Here is a 13,786-nt window from a genome sequence, read left to right on the forward strand (position 1 = left end):
CGCGGCACTGATTTGTCCCATGACGCAGAGCGCAAATTCATACCAAGGGGGCAAAGTAGTGACATGAACAATGAGCGCGGCCGGCGGTACTGCCCGTGAAGCCACCTTCTTTCGATTACGTTGTTGCCGATTCGGTTGAGCATGCGCTCCGCCTGCTGGCGGACGGCGGCGATGACGCGAAGGTCATCGCCGGCGGTCAGAGCTTAGTCCCGCTCCTAAATTTCCGGATGGCCCGTCCGTCCCTTTTGGTCGATATAAACCGCATACCTGGTTTGGCAAACATCAAGAAATCCGATCAAACTATTGCGATCGGCGCCTTGACCCGTCATGCGAAGCTAACAAGCTCCAAAACCATTTCGCATAACCTTCCAATCCTGTCGGAAGCGGCGGCATGGATCGCGCACCCTCAAATTCGTACTCGAGGAACGATCGGCGGCTCCCTTGCACATGCCGATGCAGCCGCAGAGCTGCCCGTAGTCCTGCTAGCCCTTGACGCCTCCGTCACCGCAAAGTCTCTACAAGGCGAGCGGAGTATTCCTATAAAGGAACTATTGGTCTCGCATTTTGTCTCAAGCATCCTTCCCGGCGAGCTCATTGTGGAGGTGAACGTACCTCTGCTGCCTCCTGGAACCGGTGCTGCATTTGATGAATTTCCCGAAGACATGGTGATTACGCCATAGGAGGGGCTGCATCCATCGTCACCTTGGACGAGCAAGGCAAATGTTCGCGGGCGAGGATTACTGTCCTGGGCGGAGGGTCAACCGCCATTCGCTGTCACGAGGCGGAGAGCATCCTGATTGATAGCACTCTCTCCAGTCAAGATATTGTCGCCGCTGCGCGCGCCGCGGTACAGGGTCTTGACCCCGTGCCCACAGTGCACGGGAGTGCTTCGTACCGTGCACAAGTTATTCGGACGCTCGTCGAAAGAACCCTCGCCCAAGCACTGAACCGCGCGAGACCGACACAGGAAAGCAGGGATCACTGATGAACGCCTTTCACCTAACGGTTGAAGTAAATGGAGTCAACCACGAAACGGACGTCGAGCCTCGTCGGCTCCTTGCGGACTTCCTACGGGATGACCTGCACCTCAGGGGTACTCGAGTAGGCTGCGAGCACGGCGTATGCGGTTCCTGTACTGTGCTGATGGATGGCCAGCCCGTGCGATCCTGCACCGTGCTGGCCGTACAGGCGAACAATTCCAGGATTGAAACCGTCGAAAGCCTACAGCAGGACGGACAGCTTCACCCGCTGCAAAGTTCCTTCTCAAAATGCCATGCCTTGCAGTGTGGATTTTGCACCTCAGGATTCTTGATGACGCTTAAGCCTCTCTATGATGACGACGAGGTTACCCTCGATGCGACGAGTGCTCGCGAAGCTATCTCGGGAAATATTTGTCGTTGTACGGGATACCAGCAAATTGTGGAAGCTACAGTAGAAGCCTTCAATTGTAGGGCTCACGACGACTGACTCTAATCTCGACCCCTTCGCGGGGCTCAACGTTTCGGCGTCCCCATCATCCCCTAACAGCTTTCCCCGTGGCGGTTATGGATATTTCCGAAACAGAAATTCCCATAGGCACTCTGCATAATAAAAACGCAGAATCTTAGAAGGCGAAGAAAGCAACAACACGTGCTGAATCCCGATGATGACACGACCAGGATGAACGGACCGGATGAGCAATTCTGGCAGGCAGCTTCTGTACAGAAGATACTTCTCAGCGCAGCCTCCGCCTATCGGGATCCTGAGCATGTCTCGATATGGGAATCTTGGCCTCACGGCTGAAGGTCAAAGACACAGAACAAAACGAAAATGGACCGTAGCCGGAAATCCAGCGTCGCCATCGCGAGTGCAAGACTAAACAGCATCATGCGGTCCCTATGTTTCCGGGCCAGACACGACTCCTCCTGGCTCGGGATTCACCATCCTGGGATAACTGCGGGGAATGCAACATCTGCATTCCCCGCAGTTATCCCAGAGTATGACTACTCTGAACACAGGACGATGTCAGCCGTAAGCCATCACCAGCAGTTCAAGCCAGCGACCGTCGAGAAACCGATAGCGGCGGTTTGGGATCTCCCAAAAACGCCGTCGCTGGCGAGCAACATCTCCCAGGTCGTCTTCGTATATCTGAGCGTGCGCCTCACGACACCCGTGCGAATGCTGTGAAGCCTACGATCTGCTTTGTTGCAGATACTCATTCGATTCCGGCGGGAGCAGTGGGCGCCGACCCTTGTTCCCGGAAATCGCGCGATTGGTCCAACGGGCAACCCAGTTCCTCAAGACCTCGTTCCTGTGCCACCTAAATTCCACCGCCCGGAGCACGGTAACGCCAGGTAGTGCAGTGGGTACCGGAGGCTGACCTCCGGCTAGTCATCCGACGATGCGCCCGGCAGGCGGTCTGGTCAATTCCGGCACGAGCGAAATGCTGTTGCCGCTACCACCCCCCGGCTCCGGCGCCATCAGCGTCACCGGACGCGGGCGCATCCCAAGGAAAGACCAACTCCGGAAAGAGGCCAGCCAGCCAGCAGAGATATCATGCCGGTCACTGCCCGTAAACATGGTGGCACCTGCGTTCGGCCCGGCCACGAAACGGTCCATTTTATATGCTGGACACCTGACCAGCTCTGGAGCGGACAGTTGCGCCGGGACGGTTTCGCGTCCCGGCGCCAGCGAGAGAGGTTTAGCCCGGTATCCAGCTCCGATCTACACACCCAGGGGTTTGGATCACGCTACTTTGCCACTGAGCGCGACGCGAAGCTCGGAGTCCCGCTCGCGCATTCCTGCGCGGACCGCATCAGCAAAATCGTAAACTCCGTCAGTAATTCGGCCAACTGCCTGATTTAGGCCTCCAGGCCCAGGCTGGACCGTGAGTCAGTAACCGTCCGAAGGGCAATGACTCCAATAGCCACCCCGATACCCATCCAAACGAGTCGTTTCATTATTGGTTCTCCAAAACTCAGCGGCTTCGGCGGCCGGTAACGGGCTTGGAGTGATTTGCCAAGGCCGTCCTGACACCATGGCTGAAAGCCAACACCCTAATCAATGGTGACCCGATCGAGGCGGCGACCAAGGAGGACAGCGCGGAGAGATTGGCGCTGGCGTCCGAAACGTTCGATGCTATGTCGTCCACCTTCTTGAGTTGTTGATGTGTAGTGGAAACAGTAGCTGTTACCTCAGCCATCAGCGGTGTGGTGCCCTCACTCAATGACCTGATCGCAATTCGTACCTCGTCGAGTACCTGGCCCAGTTTCATAATGGGCACTGCCAGCAGCAGGACAAGGAGTGCAAACATCACCGCAGCAATGAGGCCGGCGAGAGCACCAACAGACATAGACATTCATCTCCAAGAACTTATATGTGTGAGCACAAAGCTGCTCATATGGATAGGGAAAGCATGCAGGGGGGGAAATCCACTGGGTGCCGGGGACCCTTGAAGTCAAGACCAGAGATAGAGGCGCACCCTCACAGCGGATGCCTTCTTGTGCAGCGCGCACCCTGAAAAGCGGCAAGGTATGAAAGAACAACGCGTACCTGGCCGCTCAGGCGAGAGTCCCGCCGCGGAGCAGCAAGTAAGGCGGTACCACGCCAGCACTCGATGGCGCGGACACGCCGGCCGATCGCTAGGCAGCAAATCACGAACCGTCAAGCTCGTCACTGCTAAGCCATCTGAACGCCACCGGCCCCAGCCATTCCTGGGGCCGGTGGCGTTCATGGAATCAGTTCAACTGCTAGCAGTTTGTTGTTGTCGCAGGCGCTGGCCACAACCCAGACGCTGCAGCCGCCATCTACAGTTCTTAGACGCACCACGTGCTCCAGCCGTGTGACTGCCCTTGGGCCGGAAGTGAACCTGGAACACCAAGGAGAGGTCTTATCGAACCCGCGCTCTACGCGTGCAGGATTGCGTTTACGGCGCCCTCCGCGGTTTCCAGGGCCCCTTCGATATAGCCCGGGAACGCCAACGAAACATCGGAGCCTACAAAATAAATCCGGTCAGCAGGCTCTCCAAGTTCCTTATGCACACGAGTAAACTGCCCCACTCGGGGAGAAACCCAGGGTCCTTCGAAAAGTGGGTCTGCAATCCAGTCGTGGTAGTCGATACCCAGAACTTCAACCTCTGGCAGGTAGTAACGCACCGCGTCCTTGACAGCGCTTAGGTCGGTAGCGTCGAAGGATCCTGAGTCCGTAAAAGCGACCAACAGTCGTTCGCTTTCCGAAACCTCACAATAGTCGTAAAGCGTGGGAAAAACTCCGTCTCCAACGCATTCAATTCCTGCTTCGGCTCCGCGCACGTGAATGAGAATCTTCAGTCCCCGGCCGCCATGCCCTTCCTCGATCACTGACAGCCGCCTTTCAGGAAGGGAGGGGGTAAACAGGATCCTCCGCCAAGTGTTCATTGGCGTAGCAACAATCACGGAATGAGCTTGAAATGCATCCCCATTTTTGGCGGTTACGTGCACTACGTCGCCAGACTGGTCTATGCCCGTAACGACTGTATGCATTCTGATTTCAGGAATATCCTGGCCCATCGCGTCGACGAGGTCAGCGGAACCATTAGCAAAGACTTCATCCAGCGAGAGAACCACGCCGAGGATGCTGTAGTGATGTGCTGCAATAAGTTGCAGCGCCCAAAGCGCGGATGCTTCGTCAGCCGGCAGGCCAAGCATGTTCCACGCCCAGGCGAGCAAGAATTGTCTGGAAACAGGGGGCAAATCCAGTTTGTCAACGTACTCGATTAGTGGGATGTCCAAGTCCTCAAGGTCTTGGTTCTCCAGCCCCTTTTCCAGATCGATCCTGTGTGCATCCCGCAGCAATGTGTAGATGGCTGCTTCCACTGCAACTGCTTCTAAGCCAGGAATAGGAAATGCCTGGTCCAGTGCGGTCGGTCCAAGGCGATGCTTGAACGAGGTGAACTCGCTAGCAGCTGTAGTGGGAATTCCATACCGGTCCAGTTCAGCCGCTAACCGCGGATGGTGCTTCCGGTGAAGGTACGCTCCACCGATCTCGACCTGTAGATTCGGCACATTCCGGGACTCCCGGGAATACGCTCGTCCACCGAGGCGCCCCCCGCCTTCAAGCAGAACTACTTTCTTACCAGCATTGGTAAGGTCACGTGCTGCTTTCAGCCCTCCAAAACCCCCACCAACCACAATCGCGTCATACAAAGTTTTCTTCCTTCACATTCGTGCCCTAAGGGTGTTCGCTTCTACCCAGAAGTTGCAGGAAACAATGCCCCTACGCCAGGTCCATTGCGCCTCGATCAAGCGCAGGTACACCTGCCCGACCCCAGAGTTCTGTCCAATCTTGGGGCCCTTCCAGGTCAACAATGCCCTTGGTGGCGCGAATAATCTTCTCGGGCGTGGCCGGGAGTTCATAGAGAACGGAACCAAAGGGAGATAGGGCATCATTGACTGCATTGAGTACCGCGGCCGGTGCAGCAATCAGTCCTGACTCTCCCATCCCCTTTACCCCTGATGCTGTCATCTTCGACGGAGTTTCAAGATGCCTGATTTCAAATGGCGGGGAAATGTCCATAGTTGGCGTCTGATAATCCAAGAAGGATGTAGTAGACAAGTTTCCTGACTTGTCATAAACCAGCTGCTCGAAGAGGCCGGCGCCAATTCCTTGAATGACTCCGCCGCGGATCTGACCTTCAACAATTGTGGGATTAATCATTACCCCGCAGTCCTCGACGGAGTACACCTTTTCGACCGTCACGAATCCGGTAACAGGATCCAGCTCAACGATCAAGGCATGACCACCGTTAGAAAACATCGGACGCGATGTGTCCCACGCCTTTGTGAACTCCAGGCCTGGTTCAAAACCGGCAGGCCACTTGGATGAGTCCCAGTAGACCGCCATGGCTACGTCGGCGATGCTCACCCGCGATTCCGGAGCCCCAATTACAGACGCGAAGCCCTCTTCCAACACCACATCTTCCTCAGAAGACTCGAGCATGTTGGCTGCGACGGCAACCAGTTTTTCTCGGATGGCATGGGCTGCACGGTTGACGCATCCACCCGCGATGACAGCGGCGCGGCTTCCGATAGTGCCACTGCCATAGGCGCCCTTGGTGGAGGTACCGGCATCTACGCTGATCGATTCGAAGGGTATGCCCAAGACATCCGCCGCTACCTGGGCGAGGGTCGTTTGATGGCCTTGTCCCTGGGAATTCAATCCCGAAGTTACTGTGACCGACCCAGTAGAATCCATCTTGACGGTCGCCGTATCGTGGAACACATCAGTTGCTCCATGAGCCTGCATCATTCCCGTGCTCTCGCCGCTACTTTCGACGAAGACGCTTATTCCCAGTCCCAGGTATTTCCCGTTCTTGCGAGCTTCTTCTTGTCGAAGAAGAAAAGCCGGGTAATCGACCATTTCTTCCAACGCGTTGATTACTTCAAGAAAGGAGCCCTCCTCATATACGACTCCCTGGGGGTTTGTCCACGGGAATTCCCGGACGACATTCTGCCTCCTGATTTCGAACGGAGAGACCTTCATCTGCCGCGCCAGGTCGTCCATGAGGCACTCGCGGGCAAGAGTTCCCGCCGTGTAGCCAACACCACGGAAGGCGCCCATGGGACACTTGTTGGTAACAGCCCCCTCGTACACATACTCAGCGGCCGGGATATCGTACACACCGGTTGGCGTGACTGCTGCTGTGGCCCAACATTCGACAGCCATAGTCTGCGGGGGCATGTGGTAGGCTCCCCCGTCAACTAAAGCATGGGTACGAACCCCGGTTATTCTTCCCTCAGCGTTGGCAGCATATTGAATTGTCACGAACTGCTCATGAGCGTGTGAACCCGCCAGCAGATTTTCACGGCGATCCTCTACCCACTTCACCGGCGCCTTAAGGTGCTTCGAGGCCAAGGGCATGAGCATTTCTTCTGGAAATACGTGCGCCTTCTGCCCGAAGCCACCACCGGTGTCAGGAGAAATGATCTCACTCCGGGACTCATCGAAACCAAGAAAGAGGCTCAGACACATTTTCACGTAATGGGGCATCTGTGTTGACACCCAAAGTTTGAGCCGATCCTCAGTCCATTCGTAGTCTGCTAGGCAACCCCTCGTCTCCATGGGTGCGGCTGCCACGCGGCCAGGGTGGTACAGGGCGGAAACCACATGCGCAGCATTGCTGAATGCCTCATCCACATCCCCAAAGGTTGCCCGCCCCCGGATGCCCACATTGTCAGGGCGTTCGCCGTTTGCTACCGGGCCTCCTTGAATGGATTGGCGGGGGTCAAGTACGACCTCGAGTTGCTCCAGGTCGAGGCCTACGAGATCACATGCATCTTCTGCTACCGCTCGCGACTCTGCGACTATCAATACAACCGGTTCACCAACGTAGCGGACGACGTCCTTGGCCAGGAGAGGCATGGTCATCGCTTCGCATCCCTCAGCGGTGTACTGCGCTTCAATGCCGGCGCAGTACTCCTCAATGTCCGCGGCGGTCCAGACAAGGTGAACGCCAGGCATTTCTGAGGCGGCCGACGTGTCAATGCCGTTTATTTGAGCATGAGCAGCGGGGCTGCGCACGAAACAAGCATGCAATTGGCCGTCAACGTTGACGTCATTCAGATACTTCCCCCGGCCGGTGAGAAGTCTTGCATCCTCAGTTCGGGGGACCCGTTTACCGATGACGTTTCTTGTTATTGGAGGAGAGAAATAATGTGGGTTATCCATTTTCATTTCCAATCTGGCCCGCTGCATCCAAAACAGCCTCAACAATCGTCTGGTAGCCCGTGCACCGGCATAGGTTACCCGACAGGGCTTCGATAACTTCGTCTCTTGTCGGGCTAGGGTTTGATTCAAGCAACTCGGTAGCCGACATGAGGAAGCCTGCAGTGCAAAAGCCGCATTGGAGGGCGTGGTGCCTTTTGAAAGCTTCCTGAAGGGGGCTGAGGGCGGCTCCATCCGAAAGGTCCTCGACCGTCCGGATGGTGCGTCCGTCGCCCTGAGCGGCAAGAGTCAGGCAGGATCGTACAGCCGCCCCATCCATGAGTATCGTGCACGCGCCGCAGACACCGTGCTCACACCCCAGCTTGATGCCCGTAAGTTTTTGGTCGTTCCTCAGATGGTCGGCCAAGGTATCGCGCGCGTCCACTGCGACAGTTCGGCGACGTCCGTTTACTTCCACGTCAATTTCGACGCGATCTGAAGGCGGTGGTGTTGTCACGTACGTGCTCCTGCTTCAACTATGGTGCGTCGGATCAGCTCCTGCACCAGGCCATGCCGATATTCGGCCGAACCGTGCATGTCTGAGATATACGAGAGCGATTTCGCTCCAGCTTCTGAGGCCACTTCTGCCCTATCCGGCGACAGCTCAGATCCGGTAAGGACCTCTTCTGCATCGGGTACTCGTTGGATCTTGCCGACAGCACCTCCAACGGCGATCCGGGCATCGGAAATGCGCGAATCTTCAGCCGACAAAACGACTGCAATATTCGCGAGCCCGTAGTCTCCGGATCGTCTGGCAAACTCCCCATAGCCCCAGCCGTTCGGGCGTGACGGTATCCAAACATCAGTGATAATTTCATCAGCGGCAACACTTGTCATGTACGGACCGACGAACAAGTCATCGGCCTCAATGGTGCGTCGTCCTCTTACGCTTTGGACTTCCACCATTCCATTGAGGGCAACCAGCACGAGTGGCCACTCGCCCGCTGCATCTCCATGAGCCAAGGATCCACCCAGTGTCCCCCGATTTCTAATCTGGGGATGGGCTATGTGCCGTCCAGCTGCCGCCATCATTGGCAGGTGCTTTGCAATGACAGGGGAACTCACGATGGTGGTATGGGTGACCATAGGGCCGAAGCGAATGTAATCTCCAACTTCTTCCATGTCAGTCAGGCCAGGAACGCCTCCGAGGTCTACAACGACGGTCGGTTGGGCTAACCGCATAGCCATGACAGGTAAAAGACTCTGGCCTCCAGCGATCACTTTGGAGTCCTCATCGTTTGACAGTAAGTCGCAGGCTTCTTCGATTGAAGCCGGCGATGCGTATCTAATTGCGGGTAATTTCATCCTTCACTCCCTCGAATGACTTACATCATTCCCTATGGGCCGTTGCTTCTTGCATGGCATCGAGGAACAACTGCGACGTACCTTTTGTCGGAGTGTGCATAAAGAATGTGTCCCGGCTAACATCCGCTTTCCGGCGAGGGCGGGGCGGGTGGACGAAAGACGGTGGTCCAGGCTGAACGCGTGAACCGTCTTGATGAGTGAGGCCCGCAGAGGGATGCTCTTGAGCCCTTTGGTTTTCCTTTCGGCGCTCGTCCTGACAGCGCCGCCGGTCCGGTCCTGCGCACAGGAATTGGAAGGCGTCTCCCCCGCTATGCGGCGGCTCTACCTGCCATCGCGCCGTCTCCGAGTAGGGGCTGGCATATGGGCGGAAGGTTCAAGTGCTGATACTCCTGCGGCCACAAAGCGAAATCTCGCCTGATGCATAGCCACGTGGAAGGTCCTCAAGAGACACCACCGGAAGAACCAGGACGGTACACAAACGCGCACCTTCCGGCGGGGCTGGGGGCAGCCAAGTAGCTAGGTGGTGATCGGCTGCTACGCGCTCGTGCCGGAAGCAGGCCTGCCGTGTAGCCAGTACAGATTGCCTATTATCGGCAGGCCTCCGGTGCAGCCCGGATGTGCCGAGGCTGCACCGGCCTACCCGCCGGCGAAAGGGGGGAGCACGTCAACCACATCATCGGGTCCCACAACGGTTGACTGGTCGCGCACCGCCACCTCATTGAGCAGGAAGCTGCTCCGCGAGAGGATGCGGGGGAGCGGAGGAGTGCCGGCGGGAGGTTCGGGTCGTTCCACGGCCAGCACGGCGTCCAGGAGCCCGGCCACCGTGGTGCCCTCAGGCAGGTCGAACTTCTCTTCCTCGAGGCCTGCGGCTGCACGTGCGGCAGCGAAGTAGCGTACGTTCATGAAAGTGTCAGCCCCCGATGGCGCTCATGCTGCGGTCCGGCTGGACGAAGTCCGGAGCGTCGAGTCCCACGTGGTCCATGCCGTGGGCCTTTGGCTTCAGCCACATGGCGTCCTGCCAGCGGCGTGCAAGGTCGTCATCCGACGCGCCGGACCGCAGGAGGCCCAGGAGGTCGAATTCCTCGCGTGAGAACAGGCAGCTCATGATCTTGCCTTCGGCCGTGATGCGGGTCCTGCGGCAGTCCGAGCAGAAGGGCTCCGTCACCGAAGCGATGATGCCGACTGTCCCCAGCACAGGCCCCTCCACAGCAGCGGCAACAGACCCGGCCACCCGGCGTCGTACTTCAAAGCGTTCGGCGGGGGCGCCGTCACGAGCCCGCGGATCGGTGGTGAGGACGAAGTCGGTGGAGAGCAGGCCCCGGATCTCGGCCGCGGTGATCATATTGCGGCGGGTCCAGCCGTGGTCGGCGTCCAGCGGCATCTGCTCAATAAACCGCAGCTCGTAACCGCGCTCCAGCGCCCATGCCAGCAGCGACGGGGCTTCGGCGTCGTTGATGCCGCGCATGAGGACCGCGTTGAGCTTGACCGGACCAAGTCCGGCCGCCCACGCCGCATCCACCCGGCCAGGACCTGGTCCAGGAACGGGCGGCGGGTCAGCTGGGTGAATGTTTCCTCATGCAGCGAGTCCAGGGACACGTTGATCCGGGTCAAGCCGGCGGCCTTGAGCGGCGCGGCCTTTTTGGCGAGCCCCACGCCGTTGGTGGTCATGGAAATCGGCAGGTCGGGATGGTTCCGCCGCAGCTCCGCGATGATGTCCACCAGGTCGGTGCCGCACCAGCGGCTCACCGCCGGTCAGCCGCAGTTCGCGGACGCCCAACTGCTCGACGCCGATCCGGACAATGCGGACAATTTCCTCGGCAGACATGACCGCCTGTTTCGCGAGCCATTCGAGGCCCTCTGCGGGCATGCAGTATGTGCAGCGCAGGTTGCACTTGTCTGTCAGGGACAACCGCATGTCCGTGGCACGGCGGCCGTAGCGGTCCACCAGCCCGGCACCCGCGCCGGCAGGACGGGCCGCCGGTACGGACAGCCCGGCATCCTCCCGCGGCTGCGGCATTCCTAGCTGGACACTCATGAAATCAGGCTACGCGAAACCAAGATGGACGCGTTTGTGCTGGAAGGGACAATTGGGGCGGCCAGTTATGCCAAGTAGCTATAGCCCGAAACTCCGCATACCTGCTGAAATCATTTTGCAGTCAGGATTACCAGCTTATACACAGCGCAATGGACGCGACGCGTATCTGAAAATCATGCAAGGAGCCGGCGGCCAAAGCTTTCGTCGGAAAAGTGAAGCGCCCTGGCGTGGCCAAGCAGGATTTCAGTAAGACCGAAAAGATCTCCCGAAGGCAGGACATGCAGAGGCAAGAAGAGCAGTTGATCGCGCTGACCGGCAACAGTCCCGGCCCGGGGACCACCGGAAACTCGCTGCCGGAACATGAACACCGAAGCATTTCCACGCACCTACAGGCAATCCGGGATGTGCTCTTTCCGCTGTTGACCCCACCCAAGGTTGAGCAATTGCCTCTAATGGCTGCGCTCGGTCGCGGCCTGGCGGAGACCTTATATGCACCGATAGATTTGCCACCCTTCACCAACTCTCAGATGGATGGCTATGCAGTCAGATCCCAAGACGTAGCAGAGGGCCGGGGACAATTGCGTGTGGCGCCGCCGGTCCCGGCGGGCGCATTGCCGTCCCCTTTGACTCGAGGGACGGCTGCTCCAATCATGACTGGAGCCCTATTACCCGCTGGGGCTGATGCTGTCGTCCCCATCGAGCGGGCAGTGCCAAACCTTTTTCCGCCCCCTGGTTCGGATACGACAGTGCGGCTTCCCGAGACAGCCGCGGGAACGTTCGTCCGTGGTGCTGGCACTGATATAGCTTCCGGCGAGTGTGCACTCGCCGCTGGCACTGTTCTCGGCCCACGTCAGCTTGGTTTGCTCGCGGCGTTGGGTGTCACTGAGGTTGTTGTTAACCAGAAGCTCACAGTGCTGCTGGCCACCACGGGGGACGAGGTCCTTGAGCCCGGAGAGAACCTCGCGCCAGGAAAGATTTACGACGCAAATAACACTCTTTTGGAGTCCTCGATGCTCCAGGCCGGGCTTACCGTGATCAGGGCGGGCATTGTCAAGGATGAGCCTGGCGCTCTATCAAAGCTCCTGAGAAGTCATGCTGCCCATGTCGACCTGATTGTTACCAGTGGTGGTGTGAGTAATGGTGCCTACGAGCCCGTTAGGCAGACGATGGTCGATCATGACGTTGAATTTTCCCATGTCGCCATTCAACCCGGCGGACCCCAGGGAGTCGGCACTTTTGACGGAATTCCAATCCTCGCGTTCCCCGGAAACCCGGTCAGCTGCTTAATCTCGTTCGAGATGTTCCTGCGTCCGCTGCTCAGCGAAATGTTTGCCGCGCCGACACCGAGGCTTTCCCTCCATGCACCCCTTTCGCATCCCCTAACGTCGCCCACAAAAAAGCATCAGGTCAGGCGGGGAGTCCTCTTACCGAATGGCACAGTACGGCTGGAAGGGGGTGAAGGTTCCCATCTGCTCGGAGCACTTGCACGGGCGAACGTTCTGGTGCACATCCCAGAGGGAATCTCTGAACTAGCTGAGGGATCGAAGGTGGAGGTGTGGGCAGTATGAGGCTAAAAAGCTATCCTGGTGGGCTCACTCACCTGCGGCCGGACGGCAGCGCGCAAATGGTGGATGTTTCAGGAAAAATTGAATCCGACCGGGAGGCGACGGCTACGGCAACGCTCCGTACAACTGGTGAAGTTCTGCTGCTGCTCACAGCAGAAGGGTTGCCTAAGGGTGACGCCTTGGCCGTGGCCCGGATCGCTGGCATCTTGGCTACCAAGAGAACGTCCGACTTGATTCCGCTGTGCCACCCGCTGCCTATCTCGAAGGTCGCGGTCGACTTCGTACTGGCGTCGGACAGCGTGCAGCTTGTTGCCACTGTGAAAACCAATGGCGTGACAGGTGTAGAGATGGAAGCCCTGACTGCGGTGACCGTCGCCGCCTTAACCGTTTACGACATGATCAAGGCTGTAGACAAGCATGCTGTTCTCACCGATATCCGGGTGCTCGCCAAGAGTGGCGGCAAGAGTGGAAACTGGGCGCTGTGAGCATTCTTGGAAAGATGCATGGTTCTAATGGAAGAGGCTGCGCTGGCCTAATGAGAGGACAGGCATGAGCACTGTTCAACAGACGAGTCGTGGAAAAATTGCTACCGGACGGCAGCCAAGCAGGCAGGCCCTTACCGTGGTCCATTCCGGGCTCAGCGATCGACAGCTCTCCGTAGACGTGGCCATCGCTGCCGTGGAGTCGAGCGCATCCGGAGCAGTGGTCAGCTTTAGTGGAGTAGTGCGCAATCACGACGGCGGTAAGGCAGTCGAGCGACTGAGCTACACCGCCCACCCCAAGGCGCCCCAGATCCTGAAAGACGTTTTGGAGGCGGTTGCTGCCGAGTACTCATTTCCAGATGAGGCTGAGGGGTCCGTGCCTGTGCGAATTTGGGCGGCACACCGCGTGGGTGCACTTCGGATTGGGGATGCGGCTCTTGTTTGTGCTGTAGCCACCGGACACCGTGGACAAGCTTTCGCCCTGTGTGCGGAACTGGTTGACCGGATCAAGGATGAAGTACCCATTTGGAAGGAGCAGTTCTTTTCCGATGGAACCGTGGAATGGGTTGGTGTCGGGACCGCAGGATGAACTTTTCCGTACCCCTCACATCTGAATTGAGGTGATCAGGTCATCCAGGAAGGATGTCCACGAGTTCTCTCAGTCAGCACGTAGACGTCGT

10 protein-coding genes and 3 pseudogenes are annotated in these 13,786 nt (G+C 58.1%); 5 read left to right on the forward strand and 8 right to left on the reverse strand.

Annotated elements, in window-relative coordinates; translation table 11 throughout:
• Window positions 1-95: 95 nt before the first annotated feature.
• Window positions 96-985, forward strand: a pseudogene (kdhA, locus tag ACPEE0_RS20120) (6-hydroxypseudooxynicotine dehydrogenase complex subunit alpha).
• A complete protein-coding gene (gene kdhB, locus ACPEE0_RS20125) occupies window positions 985-1,467 on the forward strand; it encodes a 6-hydroxypseudooxynicotine dehydrogenase complex subunit beta (protein ID WP_009357536.1) in 483 nt (160 codons plus the stop codon). The pseudogene kdhA and the gene kdhB overlap by 1 nt, the downstream one beginning before the upstream one ends.
• A 1,257-nt stretch (window positions 1,468-2,724) precedes the next feature.
• Here the strand turns inward: kdhB and ACPEE0_RS20130 are convergent.
• The 8 genes and pseudogenes from ACPEE0_RS20130 to moaA form a co-directional block, all read right to left on the reverse strand.
• Window positions 2,725-2,939, reverse strand: a pseudogene (locus ACPEE0_RS20130) (hypothetical protein).
• A gap of 17 nt (window positions 2,940-2,956) precedes the next feature.
• Entirely contained in the window at window positions 2,957-3,331 is a 375-nt protein-coding gene (locus tag ACPEE0_RS20135; RefSeq protein ID WP_009357538.1) for a DUF948 domain-containing protein, read from the reverse strand.
• A 553-nt stretch (window positions 3,332-3,884) separates the two neighbouring features.
• A complete protein-coding gene (locus ACPEE0_RS20140) occupies window positions 3,885-5,162 on the reverse strand; it encodes a (S)-6-hydroxynicotine oxidase (protein WP_035752428.1) in 1,278 nt (425 codons plus the stop codon).
• A gap of 70 nt (window positions 5,163-5,232) precedes the next feature.
• Window positions 5,233-7,683 carry a 2,6-dihydroxypyridine 3-hydroxylase subunit NdhC gene (gene ndhC / locus ACPEE0_RS20145; RefSeq protein WP_035752431.1) on the reverse strand — a complete coding sequence of 817 codons (2,451 nt, stop codon included), beginning with the start codon at window positions 7,681-7,683 and terminating at the stop codon, window positions 5,233-5,235.
• A complete protein-coding gene (gene ndhB, locus ACPEE0_RS20150; RefSeq protein WP_354176544.1) occupies window positions 7,676-8,176 on the reverse strand; it encodes a 2,6-dihydroxypyridine 3-hydroxylase subunit NdhB in 501 nt (166 codons plus the stop codon). Before ndhB ends, ndhC begins: the two co-directional genes overlap by 8 nt.
• Complete coding sequence (gene ndhA, locus ACPEE0_RS20155) at window positions 8,173-9,024, reverse strand: 2,6-dihydroxypyridine 3-hydroxylase subunit NdhA (protein WP_009357542.1); 852 nt, start codon at window positions 9,022-9,024, stop codon at window positions 8,173-8,175. Before ndhA ends, ndhB begins: the two co-directional genes overlap by 4 nt.
• A 636-nt stretch (window positions 9,025-9,660) precedes the next feature.
• The gene (locus ACPEE0_RS20160; protein ID WP_009357543.1) at window positions 9,661-9,927 is read right to left on the reverse strand and encodes a MoaD/ThiS family protein; all 267 of its coding nucleotides are present in this window, start codon (window positions 9,925-9,927) and stop codon (window positions 9,661-9,663) included.
• 7 nt (window positions 9,928-9,934) lie between these two features.
• Window positions 9,935-11,059, reverse strand: a pseudogene (gene moaA, locus ACPEE0_RS20165) (GTP 3',8-cyclase MoaA).
• 278 nt (window positions 11,060-11,337) lie between these two features.
• On the opposite strand from moaA, the gene glp reads away from it, so the two are divergent.
• The 3 genes from glp to ACPEE0_RS20180 all read left to right on the forward strand — a co-directional run bounded on the left by glp (window position 11,338) and on the right by ACPEE0_RS20180 (window position 13,695).
• Window positions 11,338-12,627 carry a gephyrin-like molybdotransferase Glp gene (glp, locus tag ACPEE0_RS20170; protein ID WP_083875050.1) on the forward strand — a complete coding sequence of 430 codons (1,290 nt, stop codon included), beginning with the start codon at window positions 11,338-11,340 and terminating at the stop codon, window positions 12,625-12,627.
• Window positions 12,624-13,109, forward strand: coding sequence for a cyclic pyranopterin monophosphate synthase MoaC (moaC, locus tag ACPEE0_RS20175; protein WP_407710480.1), 486 nt, complete (start codon window positions 12,624-12,626; stop codon window positions 13,107-13,109). Before glp ends, moaC begins: the two co-directional genes overlap by 4 nt.
• A gap of 64 nt (window positions 13,110-13,173) precedes the next feature.
• On the forward strand, window positions 13,174-13,695 hold the full coding sequence (locus tag ACPEE0_RS20180; protein WP_083875047.1) for a molybdenum cofactor biosynthesis protein MoaE: 522 nt from the start codon (window positions 13,174-13,176) through the stop codon (window positions 13,693-13,695).
• Window positions 13,696-13,786 lie beyond the last annotated feature (91 nt).

It is taken from the genome of Arthrobacter sp. SD76 (assembly GCF_049726125.1).
Taxonomy (GTDB): Bacteria; Actinomycetota; Actinomycetes; order Actinomycetales; family Micrococcaceae; genus Arthrobacter; species Arthrobacter nitrophenolicus.